The sequence below is a fragment of the Amycolatopsis sp. lyj-109 genome (assembly GCF_046548995.1).
GTDB lineage: Bacteria > Actinomycetota > Actinomycetes > Mycobacteriales > Pseudonocardiaceae > Amycolatopsis.
The window spans coordinates 475,218-489,946 of the sequence record NZ_JAJPWR010000001.1; the positions used below are offsets into that span (position 1 = coordinate 475,218).

The window sequence follows — 14,729 nt, forward strand, 5'->3', positions numbered from 1 at the left end:
GCCCGCCGGGGCGAACACATGCTTGGCCCCTCCGGCCGGTTCGACCGGAATTCGATCTTCCTGGAGAAACCATGTCCTCAAGACGTCTGGGCGGCATCGCGACAGCGACGTCACTGGCTCTCGCCCTCACCGCGTGCGGAGCTTCCGACGCCGGGACGAGCGGCCCCGCCGGCAACCCCGTCAGTGGCGGCACACTCACCTACGCGATCAACACCGACGCGGACTGCCTCGACCCGCACCAGAGCCCGGCCGACGTCGCCGGTTTCTTCGCCCGGCCGATCCTCGACTCCTTGGTCGCCCTCGACGCCCAGGGCAAGGTCCTGCCCTGGCTGGCGAAGGCGTGGACGGTGTCTCCCGACGGCAAGACCTACACGTTCCAGCTGCGCGACGGCGTGACGTTCAGCAACGGCGAGCCCTTCGACGCCGCCGCGGTCAAGGCGAACTTCGACCACGTCGTCAACCCGAAGACGCAGTCCAAGCTCGCCGCCGGGACCATCTCGACCTACACCGGTGCCCGCGTGGTGGACGCGCACACGGTCGAGATCGGTCTGTCCCGGCCCAGTTCCGCATTCCTGCCCGCCGTGGCCACCGCCTACCTCGGAATCGAGGCACCCAGCACCCTCACCCAGGATCCGAAGGCGTTGTGCAGCAAGATCGTCGGCACCGGGCCGTTCGTCAGCACCGAGGGGTACACGCCGCAGAAGGGCATCGACTACACCCGCCGCGCGGACTACAAGTGGCCCGCCGGCACGGCCAAGCACCAGGGACCCGCCTACCTCGACGGTCTCAAGATCCAGGTCGTCACGGAGAACTCCTCCCGGCTCGGCGCGCTGACCAGCGGCCAGGTCGACGCGATCGCGAGCGTCCCGCCGGTCAACGTCGCACAGCTCAAGGCGAACCCCGGCTTCACAATCCAGACCGCACAGGCACCCGGCGGCAACTACAGCTACTACCCCAACACCCAGAGCGGCCCCTTCACCGACCTCCGCGTCCGCCAGGCGTTCCGGTCGGGCATCGACTGGGACACCATCGTCTCGAAGCTCTACTTCGGCGTCTTCCAGCCGGCCAAGGGACCACTGGCACCGTCCACAGTGGCCTATGACAAGTCCGTGGAACCCAGCTACGCCTACGATGCCGCGAAGGCGAACCAGCTGCTCGACCAGGCAGGCTGGACCGGCCGCGACGCGGCGGGCTACCGCACCAAGGACGGTACCCGGTTGACGCTGGTCCACCCGTTCCTCAAGGCCTACGTCCGGGAGCAGCGCGACGTCCTCGCCGACCAGCTGCAGGCCGCGGCGAAACAGCTCGGCATCGAGATCAAGAACGAAAACGTCGACTACGGCGGGTTCCTGAAGCTGTCGGGGCGGGCACGGGCTACGACCTGGGCGACTTCAGCTGGCAGCGAGCGTCGCCGGACGCGCTGCGGACTCTGTTCGGCAGTGCGAACATCGCGACCCCGCAGACCGGGTTCGGCACGAACCTGGGCCGCTACCGCAATGACGGCGTCGACAAGGACCTCGACGACGCGTTGACCGCGGGGAGCGCGCAGCAGCAGGCCGACCTCTACGCCAAGGCCCAGCAACAGGTCACGGCGGACGCGGCGGTGTTCCCGGTGTACGTGTTCAACTACGTGGTCGGGGCGGCGACGAAGGTCCAGGGAATCACGTTCGAGCCGCAGGCGTTCCCGACGTTCTACGACACCTGGCTGGCGCCGTGACCGCGGTCCTCCCCCGGCCGGCGCGGGTCGCGAACGCCCGGGGCCGTTCGACGGCCCGCGCCCTCGGCCGCCGCGTGGCCGGCTCGGTCCTGGTCCTCTGGGGTGCGATCACGCTGGCGTTCCTGGCGCTGCACCTGATTCCGGGGAACACGGTCGACGCCATCGCCGGGGGTACCACGCAGATCTCACCCGAACTGCGGGCGCAGATCGTCGCGGAGTACTCCCTCGACCGGCCGCTGGTCGTGCAGTACCTGCAGTACCTCGGCAAGCTGGTCCGAGGCGACCTCGGCGATTCCTACGCACTGCGGATGCCGGTGACGAAGGCGATCGGCCAGCAGCTCGGCTCCACCGTGCAACTGCTGCTGACCGCCATCGCCTTCGCTCTGATCGTCTCGGTGGTCATCGCGGTGCTGACGGCGCACCGGCCCCGGTGGGTGCGCGGTACGTTCGCCGGCCTGGAGGTCGTCGGGGTGGCGGTCCCGTCGTTCTGGCTCGGCATCCTGCTGCTGACGGTGTTCTCCTTCCAGCTGCACTGGTTCCCGGCCGTCGGTTCCGCGGGATTCGCCGCGCTCGTCCTGCCCGCGCTCACGCTGTCGGTCGCCCCGATCGGCATGCTCACCCAGGTTCTCCGGCAGAGCCTGGAGCGCGTCCTGGACGAGCCGTTCGTGGTGACGGCGCGCTCGCGCGGAATCAGCGAGGCCGCCGTCCGGGTGCGGCACGTGCTGCGCCACGCCGTCCTGCCGGTGATCACCCTGGCCGGCTGGCTGGCCGGCACGATGATCGGCAGCGCGGTGGTGGTCGAACAGGTCTTCTCCCGGCAGGGACTCGGGCGGCTGACCGTCAACGCCGTCGATCACAAGGACATGCCGCTGGTGCTCGGGGTCGTGCTGGTCGCCGCCGTGTTCTACGTCGTGGTCAACATCGCGATCGACGTGGTCTATCGGCTCGTCGACCCGCGCCTGCGCAGTGAGGACACGGCCCGATGAGCCTGCTCGATCGAGTCACGGTCATGACGACCCGGCGAACCTGGCGACCGGGACTCGTCCTGAGTGCCGCGTTCCTCGTCGTGGTCGTCCTGGCCGCGCTGGTCCCCCAGCTGTTCACCCACCTCGACCCGGACGCGGCCGACCCGGCCGCCACTTTGCTCGGCCCCGGCGCCGGGCACCCGCTCGGCACCGACCAGAACGGCCGGGACCTGCTGGCCCGCATCGTCTTCGGGACCCGGCCCTCACTGCTGATCGGGCTCGGCGCCTCGGCACTGGGCCTGGCCGCGGGCACCGTCCTGGGCGTGCTCGCCGCCCGGGGCGGGCGAGTCGGCGACGAGGTCGTCAGCAGGCTGCTCGACGTGCTGCTCTCGATTCCCGGGCTGCTGCTGGTCATCCTCGTGGTGGCGGTGCTCGGCGCGGGTACGGGCACCTCGATCGTCGGGCTCGCGGTGATCGTCGCCCCGGCCTACGCGCGGCTGGTGCGCGGGGAAATCCTGCGGATCCGGGGCTCGGCGTTCGTCGAGGCCGCTCACGCCCTCGGCTGGCCGAAGTGGCAGGTCGTGCTGCGCCACCTGCTGCCGAACGCGGTCGGCCCGGTGCTGGTGCTGGCGACGCTCAGCGTCGGCGCCACCATCGCGGCCGGCGCGTCCCTGAGCTTCCTCGGACTCGGGCCGCAGCCACCGACCGCCGAATGGGGGGCGATGCTGGCGGCGAGCCGGGACTACTACGCGGTGGCCTGGTGGCCCGCCGTGTTCCCCGGGCTCGCCCTCACCGCGACCGTGCTCGCGACCACCGTCACCGGGCAGTACCTGCAACGACGACTGGAAGGCCGGTCCGCCCGATGACCCCATCCGATACGGCACTCGTCGACGTCCACGACCTGCACGTCACTTTCCGGCGTGGTCACCACCCGGTGCCGGCCGTCCGGGGGGTGTCCTTCACGATCCGGCCCGGGGAGTGCGTCGCGATCGTCGGCGAATCCGGGTCGGGCAAGAGCGCCACCGCCCGTGCCCTGATCGGGCTGGCCGGGGTGCACGCCGACGTCGAAGCGGATCGCCTCGAGGTCGACTCGACCGACATCCGCGGCCTTCCGGAACGACGCTGGCGGACGTTGCGCGGACGGCGGGTCGGCTTCGTTCTCCAGGACGCGCTCGTCTCGCTGGACCCGCTGCGCAAGGTCGGCGCCGAGGTCGCGGAGCCCTTGCGCGAACACCGGGTGGTCCCGGCCGCCGACGTGGCGGACCGGGCGGTGGAACTCCTGCGCACCGTCGGTGTCCCCGAGCCGGAAGCGCGGGCCGCACAGTACCCGCACCAGCTCTCGGGCGGACTGCGCCAGCGCGCCCTGATCGCCTCGGCAATCGCGGCCGAGCCGGCCCTGCTCATCGCGGACGAGCCGACGACCGCGCTCGACGTGACCGTCCAGGCGCAGATCCTGGCGCTGCTGGCCGAGCGGAAGGCCGCCGGGACCGCCCTGCTGCTCATCAGCCACGACCTGGCCGTGGTGGCCCAGCTCGCCGACCACCTCCTCGTGATGAAGGACGGCGAATTCGTCGAGCAAGGCACGGCCGCCGACGTGCTCGACAACCCCCGGCACCCCTACACCCGGCGGCTGCTGGCCGCCGTTCCGGTCGCGCACGCTCGCGGCACCCGGCTGTCGGTGGCCGAGGGGCAGCCGGTCGCGCAGCCGCGGGCCCCGATCGGCAACGACGTCGTGCTCGAGGCCAAGGACCTGGTCAAGACGTTTCCCCTGCCCGGGCACGCGGTGCTCACGGCCGTGCGGGACGTTTCGTTCCGGGTGCGCGCCGGGGAAACCCTCGGCATCGTCGGCGAATCCGGCTCGGGCAAGACGACCGCCGGCCGGTTGCTGCTCGGCCTCGCCCGGCCCGACGCGGGCTCCGTCGAGGTCGACGGCACGTCCTGGCTGGACATCCACGGCGCCGCCGCGCGGGCCCTGCGGCGGCGCATCCAGGTCATCTACCAGGACCCGCTGAGCTCATTCGACCCGCGCTACCCGGTGCGGCGCATCGTCGAAGAACCCCTCGCCGTCACCGGCCTGCCGCGCCGCCGCCGGAGCGAACGCGTCCGCGAACTGCTCGACCAGGTCGGGCTCGACGCCGGAATCCTCGACCGGCGCCCGCACGAGCTGTCCGGCGGGCAACGTCAGCGGGTGGCGATCGCCCGGGCACTGGCGCCCGAACCGCGGGTGATCGTGTGCGACGAACCGGTGTCCGCGCTCGACGTGTCCATCCAGGCCCAGGTGCTGGACCTGCTCGCCGACCTGCAGGCCCGGCTGGGCATCGCCTACGTGTTCATCTCCCACCACCTCGGCGTGATCTACCACGTCAGCGACCGGGTGCTGGTCATGAAAGACGGGCAGATCGTCGAGTCCGGTGAGGTCGAACAGATCTTCCGCGAGCCGGAACACCCCTACACGCGACAGCTGCTCGCCGCGGTGCCGAAACTCGACAGCGCCGCGCTCCGGCCCCGGGAGGCCCGCCGTGCCAGTGCGTGACGCCGACGTCGTGGTGATCGGTGGCGGCGCCATGGGGTCCGCCGCCGCCTGGCAGCTCGCCGCGCGCGGGGCGGACGTCGTGCTCCTGGAACGGTTCGCCCCGGGGCACACCCGCGGCGCGTCACACGGCGCCTCCCGGATCTTCCGGCTCGCCTACCCCGACTCCGTCTACATCGGACTGGCCCGGCAGGCGGAAGCGCTGTGGCGCGAACTGGAAGACGTCTCGCGCACCGACCTGCTCACCATCACCGGCGGGGTCAGCCACGGCCGGGGCCCGGAGCTCGGCCGGGTCGCCCCCGCACTGGAGGCCGCCGGACTGGCCGCGGAACGGCTTTCGCACGAGGAAGCCGTCGAACGCTGGCCCGGCCTGCGGTTCGAGGGGGAAATCCTGCACCTGCCGCACACCGGGCGGCTGCACGCCGACAAGGCGGTGTCCGCACTGCAGACCACCGCCGCCAAGCTCGGCGCCGTCGTCCGCCACGAAACACCGGTCACCGGCATCGAAACCCACGGCGAGCAGGACGTCTCGGTGCACACGATCGAACGCAGTTACCGGGCCCGCACCGTCGTCGTGGCCGCCGGGGCCTGGACGCACACGCTGCTCGACGGGCTCGTCCCGCTCCCGCCGCTGCGGGTGACGCAGGAACAGCCGGCGCACTTCGCGAGCATCCGCGCCGACCTGACCTGGCCCGCCTTCAGCCACCACTTCGACCCGGCCGGAACCGGGTACCCGAGCGGCACCTACGGGCTCGCCACCCCCGGCGAAGGCGTCAAGGTCGGGTTCCACGGGGTGGGGCCCGAGGTGCACCCCGACCGCCGGGACTTCACGCCGGAACCCGGTCAGCTGCAAGCGTTGCGCGCGTACGTGCACGAATGGCTCCCCGGCCTCGACCCGGACGGCTGCGCGCCGATCAGCTGCACCTACACGACCACCCCGACGTCGGACTTCGTCCTCGATCGGCACGGCCCGATCGTCGTCGCCGCCGGGTTCTCCGGGCACGGCTTCAAGTTCACCCCCGTCATCGGGCGGATCCTGGCCGACCTCGCCACGACCGGGCAACGCCCCGACACCCGGTTCGCGTGGGCAGGCACGCCGTGACCCGCCCCACCGCCATCGTCACCGGCGCCGCGAGCGGAATCGGCAGGGCGACCGCGGAACTGTTCGCACAGCGCGGGTACGGCGTCGTGGCCGTCGATGTGGACGAGGCCGGGCTATCGGCGCTGCCGGACGTCGTGGCGCTGGCCGGTGATGTTTCCGCCGAGTCGACCAACACCGCCGCTGTGGCGCTGGCCGTCGAGACGTTCGGGCGGTTGGACGCGGTGGTCCTCAACGCCGGTGTCGGCGGTACCCCGCCGCTGGAGGACGACTCCGCGGTCGAGCGGTTCGACCGCATCCTCGCCGTCGATGTGCGCGGTGTCGTACTGGGGATCCGGGCGGCCGTGCCGGCGCTGCGTGAATCGGGCGGGGGCGCCATCGTCGCGACGGCGTCGGTCTCCGGCCTGCGCGGCGATCCCGGCACCTGGGCCTACAACGCGGCGAAAGCCGCCGTCGTGAACCTGGTGCGGGCCACCGCGATCGACTACGCCCACCAGGGCATCCGGATCAACGCCGTCGCACCGGGGCTCACCACCACCGACCTCACCGCCGGTGCCCCCGCCGGCCTCGCCGCCCGGATCCCGCTCGGCCGCTGGGCGTCGCCGCGCGAACAAGCCGAGGTCATCTGGTTCCTGGCGTCACCGGCCGCGTCCTACGTCACCGGCGTGACCGTGCCAGTCGACGGCGGACTCGACGCAAGCACCGGAATCCTTCCCCCACCGGCAGAGCAGGAGAAGCGGCGTGCCTGACGTCCCCCGGTCGGTGCTCGACCTCGTCCCGGTCAGCTCCGGGTCCGACGTGGCCGAAGCCGTACGCAACACCGTCGACCTCGCCCGGGCGGCCGAGCGCTTCGGCTACCACCGGCGCGCCTGGACGAACTCGCCGGGGCCGAGTACGCCTCCGACGCCGCGATCTTCACCGGGACGCCGGCGCAGCTCGCCAACGCTGCGTGGACTGCTCGGTCTCGACCGCACCGCCGGCCGTTACGCCGCCTGAGGAGGCACCGAATGAGCAAGCCCCTGAAGCAGATCCATCTGGCGGCGGGGTTCCCCGGGGTCAACAACACGACGATCTGGAGCCACCCCGACGCCGGCAGCCAGATCGACTTCAGCTCTTTCGCGCACGTCGCACAGACCGCCGAGCGGGCGAAGTTCGACTTCTTCTTCCTTGCCGAGGGCCTGCGGCTGCGCGAGCAGCACGGCGAGATCTACGACCTCGACGTCGTCGGCCGCCCGGACACCTTCACCGTGCTCGCCGCGCTGGCCGCGGTCACCGACCGGCTCGGGCTCGCGGGCACGATCAACTCCACGTTCAACGAACCCTACGAAGTGGCCCGGCAGTTCGCCTCGCTCGACCACCTCTCCGCCGGGCGCGCCGCGTGGAACGTCGTGACGTCCTGGGACGCCTTCACCGGCGAAAACTTCCGGCGCGGCGGCTTCCTGCCGAAAGACCAGCGCTACGAACGTGCCCGGCAATTCCTCGAAGCCGCCGGAAGGTTGTTCGGCTCCTGGCGGGGCGACGAGATCGTCGCGGACCAGGACTCCGGCGTCTTCCTCGGCGACCCGCACGCCGGAACCTTCGAACACCACGACGCGCAGTTCACGATTTCCGGCCGCTTCACCGTCCCGCGAAGTCCCCAAGGCCGCCCGGTGATCCTGCAGGCCGGCGACTCCGACGAGGGCCGCGAATTCGCCGCAGCCGCCGCCGACGCGATCTTCAGCCGCCACGCCACCCGCGAAACGGGCCAAGCGTTCTACGCCGACGTCAAAGGCCGCCTGGCCCGCCACGGACGGACACCGGAGCAGCTCGTCGTGCTCCCGGCGGCGACGTTCGTCCTCGCCGACTCCGATGCCGACGCCACCGAGCTCGCCCGCGATGTCCGCCGCGCCCAGGTGAGCGGGCAGACCGCGATCAAACTCCTCGAACAGCTGTGGAACCGCGACCTGTCGGCCTATGACCCCGAAGGCCCGCTCCCCACGGTCGACCCGCTTGTCGGCGAAACGATCGCACCCGGCCGGGCCAGCGTCCGGCAGTACCGCGACCCGCTCGCCACCGCCCGTGCGTGGCGGGAGCTGGCCGAGGCCAAGAACCTCTCCATCCGGGACCTGATCACCGAGGTCACCGAACGCCACACCTTCGTCGGCTCCCCGGACACGATCGCCACGTCGATCAACGACCTGGTCCAAACCGACGCGGCGGACGGCTTCATCCTCGCGCCCTACCTCACCCCGGGCGGCCTGGACGAGTTCGCGGCCAAGGTGGTGCCGCTGCTGCAGGAACGTGGCGTGTTCCGGACCGAGTACACCGGCACCACCCTGCGTGCCCACCTCGGGATCGAACCGTGAAGATCCGTCCTTCCCGGACAGTCACTGGCGCAGCAGTGGCAGAAGCTGATCGCCCTGACGCTCGATCTCCGGCAGATACGGGGTGTCCGACAGCACGAAGTGGCTGATCCCGAGCGCCCGGTACTTGTCGTCCAGCACATCGCCCCGCGCGGCCAGGTCGAACAGCCGCTGCTGCCCGGTGGCAGCAGACCAGTCGGAGGTGCGGGCGATCGAGCCGTTCGCCATCCGTTCGACCTTGGCCTCGGCGTCCGCCCAGGCCCGGTCCGTGCTATCCCGCACCACCGTCGTGACGCGCAGCCCGTACTCCAGCGGCGCGTGCTCACGCCCCAGCTTCTCACCGAGCTCCTCCAGCCGCTCGATCCGTTCAGCGACGCCGTCGAGCGGCTCGCCCCAGAAGAGCTGAACGTCCGCCTCGGTGGCCGCGGACGCACCGCCGAAGTACCTCTGCCCGCATGCCGCGCCATCGCGGATACGGCGATCCGGATGCGCCGGCCCCACCTGGCGCGGGGCCGGCCGTGTGCCGTGGGTCAGGAGAGGGGGTGCAGCCAGTGGGCCTCCAGTTCCCCCTCGACCAGGCCCGCGATGGCGGCGAAGTACGTCTGCATGAACGGCTGCGAAACGTGCGCCAGCAGGTGGGCGCCGGAGGACCAGCGCTCGTAGAAGGCGAAGGCGCCCGGCTGGTCCGGCGTGGTGTGCACCACGTACTGCTCGCATCCGTCCTCCTTGCGGGTGAGGCCGATGATCGCCTGGATCTCGCCCAGCATCCGGCCCTCCCCGCCCGCCTTGGCCCGGGCGTATCCATATACCGCGACCGGCATGTCCGAGGCGAGGACGGCGGCGGGGATGAGGCCGTCGGGTGTCGTGTCGTCAGTGCTCATCAGGTCCTACTCCGTCATGGTCGGTTCCGCCGGTGCTGACGCCCGGCTTCCGGAGTGTAAAAGTTGACGTTAACGTCAAAGGCAAGTCGGATGACAACCCGGGACGGCCCGGCAGCAACCGGGACCCAGCGGCATGTGGAGCAGAGGGAGCGACGGGATGCGTATCGGCGAGGTGGCATCGGCCGCGGGAGTGAGCACGCGGGCGCTGCGCTACTACGAGCAGCAGCAGCTCATCGCGTCGAGCCGCAGCGCAGGCGGGCAGCGCCTCTACACCCCGGACACGGTCGAGCGAGTGCGGTGGATCCAGCTCCTCTACGCTGCCGGGCTGAGCAGCCGGACGATCGTGGAGTTCCTGCCGTGCGTGCACACCGGTATCGCCGGCCCGGAAATGATCGCCCGGCTTCGTGCGGAGCGGGACCGCCTCGACGATCACATTCGGGACCTTGCCACCACGCGAGCCCGACTGGACTCTGTCCTCGCCGCCGCCGAGTTCGGCGCGACCCGGCCGGCCGGCGAGGCCGCGGGGGTCTGAGGCTCGACCAGCACGCGCACGCCTTGGCCCGGTGCCCAGGCCGAGGAGTGGCTGTTCTCGGACTTCAGCTGGGCGGAGTTCGGCACCGAGGCGCATGTGACGCGCACGCTGGGCCGGTTCGAGGGCCGCGTTGACGCCGACCGGCCCTTGGGGACTCCTTGGAGGAGTTCACGGCCTCCGAGTTCCACTTTCCGGTCCGCGACCGGGACCTGTGCCGCTACAGCGACTGGCTCCTGCTCTCCTGCGTTGTGCTGCCCTGGATCGTCGAGCAGTACGACGCCGCGCTGGTGCCCGCCGGCTGACAGGCCCGCTTCGGTCGGCCGCCGACTCGTCCTCGTCCTCCTCCAGCTCCGGCGCATCCGGGTCGCGCAGCGGGCGCAGGGCGCCGGCGGCCGGGGTGGAGGCGGTGAAGCCGTAGCGGCCGAGCAGGTTCAGGTGCGGTATTTGAGCGGGGACAGGCGGCCGATCACCGCCACTACACCTGCGGGGACCACCTCAGCGCCTGCGCGACATGCCTCACCACGCGCACCGAGCGGGCGACCTTCACCGCCGCGCCGATGTAGCGGGAGGCTCCCCCGGTGACCGCGCCCATGGCGTCCTGCGCGGCAGCGCCCCAATTGCCCTGGACGGCGTTGCCGATCGGCTCAACGCATGAGGTGGGCGTGGGAGCCAGCCCAGCTCCACAGCGCCTCGAGCTGCTCGCCGGCACTTCGGCCCAGCCCCGTCAGCGAGTACTCCACGTGCATCGGTACCACGGGGTAAACTGTGCGTTCGACCAAACCATACCGCTCGAGCCGCCTCAATGTCTGCGCAAGCACCTTGGTGCTGACGTTGGTGAGCCTGCGCCGCAATTCCCCGAATCGCAACGGTTCGTCCTCAAGCGCCGAGATGACGAGAGCTGTCCACTTGGTGCCCAAGAGGTCGGACAGCACGCGGCACGGACAATCAATCGCGCACGCACCGGAGCCGGGCGCGTGCAAATGACTCCTGGCCGTCAAACGACGCAAGGATTCTGCCACCTCAGCTCACCCAGGCTTCCACTTCGTCCGCGCTCACGGGAAAGTTGGCGGCCAGGAGGTCATAACTGTCCTCGGTGACCACCACATCGTCCTCGATGCGCACCCCCAGTCCACGGATTTCGGGCGGCACCGTGAGATCGTCCCGGTGGAAGTAGCGACCGGGCTCCACTCTCAAGGCCATACCCTCCGCCAGCCGGCCGGCCCGGTAGCTCCCCGGTCGCGCGGCAGCGCAGTCGTGCACGTCCAGACCCAGGAAGTGGCCAGCCCCGCAGACGATGAACCGGCGATACTGCTGACCATCGGCCGACAGCGCTTCACCGGCCGAAACCGGAAGCAGTCCCCAGGCTTCAAGCCCCGACGCCAGAACTCGCATCGCGGCTTGTTCGAGAGCGCCGTAGGCCTGCCAGGGCCGCGCGCTGGGCCGCGCGGGCCGGGTCGTACACCTCCCGCAGGGCCTCGGTGAACTTCGAGCTCGACACCGGCGTCCAGTACCAGGACGTCCTGTTCGTTGACCGGTCCAGCGCAGTGCGTCCAATGGAGAACCGGCGACCGCGGGCCCGCGGGACTCCCTGGCTCCTTCCCAGCGGACAGTACAGTCCACTCAGGACAAAACATCTCAATCACCTGCACCACACCACGATCGGCTACGGCCGGTCCAAACCGGCGCCGGGTTTAGGGGCTTCCCTGAGGATGTGGCGAACGGTCCGCCTCCTCGTCTCAATAGATAAGGTCGGCGATTTCCTTTCGGGCGTCGTGCGTTTGGTAAGCGGTGGAGATGTTGGTGACGTTGGCCGCGATCTCGGTGTCGGCAAGGACGCGCACGACGGCTTCGCGGATCTGGACAGGACTGGGGTTGGCGGTGTCGAGGTTGGCACCGACGTGGTGGAACGCGACTCGGGCAGCGGTCATCGGCTTGTCCTCGGTTGCGCCGGCAACGACGACCGGAACTCCGGCGGCCAGGGCTTGTTGGGTTGCACCGAATCCACCGTTGGTGACCAGCAGTGCGCATTTGGGCAGCAATTCGCTGAACGGCACGAAGGGGGTGACCCGGGCGTTGTCGGGCACGGTGGTCCCGATCGCGTCGTCCTCACGACCGGTGGCGGCGACGACGAGGACGTCACTGTCGGCCAAGGCGCGCAGAGTCGGTTCGATCAGTTCGGTTAGATCCCGGTTGGCGACGGTGCCTTGGGTGACGGCAACGACCGGGCGTTCGCCATCCAGGTCGGCCCACCACTCGGGTGGTGTCCACTGTGCGGATGGCGCAGCGGCGAGAATGCCCGCGTAGAGAACGTTGGAGGGCAAGTCGCTGCGCGGGAAGTCGAAAGCGTGCACGCTGAGCGAGACGAAGATGTCCGGGACGGTGACAATGCCGTCGACGAAAGATGGCACGGCCTGATCTGCCCCGAGAGAGCGGAGAATTTTCTCGATGTGCAGACGAGTCGGTTCGGTCGCCGCAACGAGACCGGCGTTAGCCGCGACATTACCGGCGTGCGGGTCTTGTCCAGGCTCGGCAGGTACCGGTCCGAACGCGGTGGTGTCGATGCTGGAAACCGACAGAGGGTTGGCTCCCACGGCGATCCACCGCGCCGGGCGTCGGCCAGGTGCGCCCAGCGCGACCGGCCAAGCACCGAGGAACACCGAGTTGGTGATCAGCACACGGGTTGGATCTTCGTCGAGCAGGCGTTGCAGGGTGGCGTGCTGGTCGGCAATGGGGTCAGCGAACAGCCGACTCCACTGGAAGTTGAGCAGTTCCGGCCCTGGCGTAAGTGCGGCACCCTCACTCAGCAGGGCGGACAGCCCATGCTCGTCGAGATCGCACGCGCCGCCGACCGCCACGAATCGAGCACCGGTCGCGGTTACGGCCGGCCCGAACATGGTGTTCGTGACCACAACCACCTCGTGTCCGCGGGCAAGCAGATCGCGGGCGAGTTCCAGAATGGGATTGAGCTCTCCGGGAACGCCCGGGGCGGCGAGGATGACTGAAGACATGATGGTCCATTTCGTGCGTGGCGAGAGGCATCGGGCGGTCGCACGTCGGCGAGCCGGTAATTAACCGTAACACAGTCTGGCCAATACGGTACAGTTGGCCTGGTAGAACCGACGTCGATGCTGACGAAGCCACCCCAGGAGCCTTGATGCCCCGCAACTATGACTCTCCGATTCGCGACGCCCGGCGCGCCGAGACCCGCCAGCGGGTCGTGCAAGTCGCGGGGCAGCTGTTCGCCGACCTCGGGTATACCGCGACAACCCTGCGAATGGTGGCCCGCGATGCGCGCGTGTCCCTGGAGCGGGTCACCGCGGTCGGCGGCAAACCGGCACTGCTGCTGGCCGCGTTCGAAGACGCCATCAACGACGGGGAACCCCTCGGCCTGATCCAGCGCAGCGATATCGCCCCGGCCTGGGCAGGCGACAGTCTCGGTGAGATCCTCGCCGCGCTGGTCACCTACGTCGCTTCGAGCAACGAACGGGTCGACGCTCTTACCGCGGCTTGGAGCGAGGCCCGCCGAGCCGACCCTGAATTGGCCTCGGCATACCACCGGCGGATGAACGACATGCGAACGGCCGGCCGTGATTTCGTGACCGAACTGGTGAATCGTGGCCTGGTCGACCCACATGTCAACCCGACCGCAATCGCCGACGAGTTCTGGGCTGCCGCCCACCCGACTCAGTACGACCTGCTCGTCAACCTCGCCGGCTGGTCACCCGAACGATTCCGCACCTGGCTGCTCGAACGCACCATCCGGCTGATCCCCCCACCAGAGATACCCGACGGCGCCGCCGCCACCTGACACCGGGTGTACATTTCGCGGTTGCTGCCGCGGACGTCTGCGCTTCCTCGTCGGTCAACACTTCGGTGATCCGGTGCGCTAGATCCGTGACTGCGCGGCATTCGCCGGGTGAACGGAGAACCGGAGGTCGACTCCGATGAACGGCAACACCGGCAGCTCCACGCCGGGCGGGATGACGTAAAGGTCCGCGGGCACGCAGGATTCCAATGCGACGCGAAGCCGATTTGCGGAAAGAACGTGAACGCGTCGCCGGGGAACTGCATGACGTGGTCACCCATCACGTGACGGCCATGGTCATGCAAGCGGGCGCTGCGCAGTACTCAAGACGGTGACCGGGCCAGGCTCGACACGGGCTGAAGTTGATCGGCTCCACCCGCCGCCGCGGTCTCGCCGATCTGCGGGAGCTGTTGAACGTCCTCACCCCCGCGCACGATGCGCTTTCGCGGCACAGGAACCGACCACTGGAGCGGCTCGGCGATCTCGTCGACCAGACCCGACCAGACCCGGGCAGCCGGGCAGCCGGACGAGTGCGTCGGAGCGCACCTGATCACGAAGGTGCTTCCGGCCTCGTCCGGCTCGCCGTCTACCGGGTGGTCCAAGAAGGACTGGCCAATGCCCGCAAGCACGCGCCGGGCTGCCGCATCAACGTGCGGGTACGGCGCCCGGACGGAGACGAGCTCGTCGTGGGGGTGGCCACGGAGGCAAGCCCCCGCGGCGGCCCACCACCGGATGAGCGGCACCGGCCCGGGCCGGCCGGGGCCTCGCCGGGCTCGATCGCCGCGTCTCGTTGGTCGGCAGCAGGCCGGTCGCACGTCGTCGCGAGGACGGCAAGTTCATGCTGAAGGCCCATCTCCC

18 protein-coding genes are annotated in these 14,729 nt (G+C 70.1%); 13 read left to right on the forward strand and 5 right to left on the reverse strand.

Going from position 1 to position 14,729, the window contains the following annotated elements; translation table 11 throughout:
- Positions 1–71 precede the first annotated feature (71 nt).
- From ACLJQF_RS02215 to ACLJQF_RS02255, 9 genes are read left to right on the forward strand one after another with little or no spacing between them, the layout of a single operon-like run.
- Complete coding sequence (locus ACLJQF_RS02215) at positions 72–1,532, forward strand: ABC transporter substrate-binding protein (protein ID WP_410606494.1); 1,461 nt, start codon at positions 72–74, stop codon at positions 1,530–1,532.
- Positions 1,529–1,717 (forward strand): hypothetical protein, encoded by a 189-nt coding sequence (locus tag ACLJQF_RS02220; protein WP_410606495.1) that lies wholly within the window; start codon positions 1,529–1,531, stop codon positions 1,715–1,717. The genes ACLJQF_RS02215 and ACLJQF_RS02220 overlap by 4 nt, the downstream gene beginning before the upstream one ends.
- The gene (locus ACLJQF_RS02225; protein ID WP_410606496.1) at positions 1,714–2,703 is read left to right on the forward strand and encodes an ABC transporter permease; all 990 of its coding nucleotides are present in this window, start codon (positions 1,714–1,716) and stop codon (positions 2,701–2,703) included. Before ACLJQF_RS02220 ends, ACLJQF_RS02225 begins: the two co-directional genes overlap by 4 nt.
- 23 nt (positions 2,704–2,726) lie before the next feature.
- A complete protein-coding gene (locus ACLJQF_RS02230) occupies positions 2,727–3,548 on the forward strand; it encodes an ABC transporter permease (protein ID WP_410606497.1) in 822 nt (273 codons plus the stop codon).
- Positions 3,545–5,215, forward strand: coding sequence for a dipeptide ABC transporter ATP-binding protein (locus ACLJQF_RS02235; RefSeq protein ID WP_410606498.1), 1,671 nt, complete (start codon positions 3,545–3,547; stop codon positions 5,213–5,215). Before ACLJQF_RS02230 ends, ACLJQF_RS02235 begins: the two co-directional genes overlap by 4 nt.
- Positions 5,202–6,314, forward strand: coding sequence for an FAD-dependent oxidoreductase (locus tag ACLJQF_RS02240; RefSeq protein WP_410606499.1), 1,113 nt, complete (start codon positions 5,202–5,204; stop codon positions 6,312–6,314). Before ACLJQF_RS02235 ends, ACLJQF_RS02240 begins: the two co-directional genes overlap by 14 nt.
- Complete coding sequence (locus tag ACLJQF_RS02245) at positions 6,311–7,060, forward strand: SDR family NAD(P)-dependent oxidoreductase (protein WP_410606500.1); 750 nt, start codon at positions 6,311–6,313, stop codon at positions 7,058–7,060. Before ACLJQF_RS02240 ends, ACLJQF_RS02245 begins: the two co-directional genes overlap by 4 nt.
- A complete protein-coding gene (locus tag ACLJQF_RS02250) occupies positions 7,053–7,307 on the forward strand; it encodes a hypothetical protein (RefSeq protein WP_410606501.1) in 255 nt (84 codons plus the stop codon). The genes ACLJQF_RS02245 and ACLJQF_RS02250 overlap by 8 nt, the downstream gene beginning before the upstream one ends.
- 11 nt (positions 7,308–7,318) lie before the next feature.
- On the forward strand, positions 7,319–8,656 hold the full coding sequence (locus ACLJQF_RS02255) for an NtaA/DmoA family FMN-dependent monooxygenase (protein ID WP_410606502.1): 1,338 nt from the start codon (positions 7,319–7,321) through the stop codon (positions 8,654–8,656).
- Positions 8,657–8,677: 21 nt separating this feature from the next.
- Here the strand turns inward: ACLJQF_RS02255 and ACLJQF_RS02260 are convergent, their stop codons facing one another.
- Positions 8,678–9,154, reverse strand: a complete 477-nt coding sequence (locus ACLJQF_RS02260; RefSeq protein WP_410606503.1) for an LLM class flavin-dependent oxidoreductase — start codon at positions 9,152–9,154, stop codon at positions 8,678–8,680.
- Positions 9,155–9,183: 29 nt separating this feature from the next.
- Entirely contained in the window at positions 9,184–9,534 is a 351-nt protein-coding gene (locus ACLJQF_RS02265; RefSeq protein ID WP_410606504.1) for a putative quinol monooxygenase, read from the reverse strand.
- Positions 9,535–9,691: 157 nt separating this feature from the next.
- Here ACLJQF_RS02265 and ACLJQF_RS02270 point away from each other — a divergent pair, with 157 nt between their 5' ends.
- Together ACLJQF_RS02270 and ACLJQF_RS02275 are read left to right on the forward strand one after the other, a co-directional pair.
- Positions 9,692–10,066: a MerR family transcriptional regulator gene (locus ACLJQF_RS02270; protein WP_410606505.1), complete on the forward strand. Its 375-nt coding sequence runs from the start codon at positions 9,692–9,694 to the stop codon at positions 10,064–10,066.
- A 158-nt stretch (positions 10,067–10,224) separates the two neighbouring features.
- Complete coding sequence (locus tag ACLJQF_RS02275; RefSeq protein WP_410606506.1) at positions 10,225–10,368, forward strand: hypothetical protein; 144 nt, start codon at positions 10,225–10,227, stop codon at positions 10,366–10,368.
- A gap of 342 nt (positions 10,369–10,710) precedes the next feature.
- On the opposite strand, the gene ACLJQF_RS02280 is transcribed toward ACLJQF_RS02275, so the two are convergent.
- The 3 genes from ACLJQF_RS02280 to ACLJQF_RS02290 form a co-directional block, all read right to left on the reverse strand.
- Entirely contained in the window at positions 10,711–10,998 is a 288-nt protein-coding gene (locus tag ACLJQF_RS02280; RefSeq protein ID WP_410606507.1) for a winged helix-turn-helix transcriptional regulator, read from the reverse strand.
- Positions 10,999–11,086: 88 nt separating this feature from the next.
- Positions 11,087–11,458 carry a M24 family metallopeptidase gene (locus tag ACLJQF_RS02285; RefSeq protein ID WP_410606508.1) on the reverse strand — a complete coding sequence of 124 codons (372 nt, stop codon included), beginning with the start codon at positions 11,456–11,458 and terminating at the stop codon, positions 11,087–11,089.
- Positions 11,459–11,802: 344 nt separating this feature from the next.
- Positions 11,803–13,074: a nucleotide disphospho-sugar-binding domain-containing protein gene (locus tag ACLJQF_RS02290; RefSeq protein ID WP_410606509.1), complete on the reverse strand. Its 1,272-nt coding sequence runs from the start codon at positions 13,072–13,074 to the stop codon at positions 11,803–11,805.
- A 146-nt stretch (positions 13,075–13,220) separates the two neighbouring features.
- Between ACLJQF_RS02290 and ACLJQF_RS02295 the strand changes: the two genes are divergently transcribed.
- Together ACLJQF_RS02295 and ACLJQF_RS02300 are read left to right on the forward strand one after the other, a co-directional pair.
- Positions 13,221–13,874, forward strand: coding sequence for a TetR/AcrR family transcriptional regulator (locus ACLJQF_RS02295; RefSeq protein WP_410606510.1), 654 nt, complete (start codon positions 13,221–13,223; stop codon positions 13,872–13,874).
- A 206-nt stretch (positions 13,875–14,080) separates the two neighbouring features.
- Positions 14,081–14,206 (forward strand): histidine kinase, encoded by a 126-nt coding sequence (locus tag ACLJQF_RS02300; protein ID WP_410606511.1) that lies wholly within the window; start codon positions 14,081–14,083, stop codon positions 14,204–14,206.
- The last annotated feature ends 523 nt before the right edge of the window (positions 14,207–14,729 follow it).

What these genes read in the sequence shown, in the direction of transcription:
- ACLJQF_RS02215 (WP_410606494.1), top strand. Translation starts at nt 72, where the DNA reads ATGTCCTCAAGACGTCTGGGCGGCATCGCGACAGCGACGTCACTGGCT.
- ACLJQF_RS02230 (WP_410606497.1), top strand. Translation starts at nt 2,727, where the DNA reads ATGACGACCCGGCGAACCTGGCGACCGGGACTCGTCCTGAGTGCCGCG.
- ACLJQF_RS02235 (WP_410606498.1), top strand. Translation starts at nt 3,545, where the DNA reads ATGACCCCATCCGATACGGCACTCGTCGACGTCCACGACCTGCACGTC.
- ACLJQF_RS02255 (WP_410606502.1), top strand. Translation starts at nt 7,319, where the DNA reads ATGAGCAAGCCCCTGAAGCAGATCCATCTGGCGGCGGGGTTCCCCGGG.
- ACLJQF_RS02265 (WP_410606504.1), bottom strand. Translation starts at nt 9,534, where the DNA reads ATGAGCACTGACGACACGACACCCGACGGCCTCATCCCCGCCGCCGTC.
- ACLJQF_RS02270 (WP_410606505.1), top strand. Translation starts at nt 9,692, where the DNA reads ATGCGTATCGGCGAGGTGGCATCGGCCGCGGGAGTGAGCACGCGGGCG.
- ACLJQF_RS02285 (WP_410606508.1), bottom strand. Translation starts at nt 11,458, where the DNA reads ATGCGAGTTCTGGCGTCGGGGCTTGAAGCCTGGGGACTGCTTCCGGTT.
- ACLJQF_RS02290 (WP_410606509.1), bottom strand. Translation starts at nt 13,074, where the DNA reads ATGTCTTCAGTCATCCTCGCCGCCCCGGGCGTTCCCGGAGAGCTCAAT.
- ACLJQF_RS02295 (WP_410606510.1), top strand. Translation starts at nt 13,221, where the DNA reads ATGCCCCGCAACTATGACTCTCCGATTCGCGACGCCCGGCGCGCCGAG.
- ACLJQF_RS02300 (WP_410606511.1), top strand. Translation starts at nt 14,081, where the DNA reads ATGCGACGCGAAGCCGATTTGCGGAAAGAACGTGAACGCGTCGCCGGG.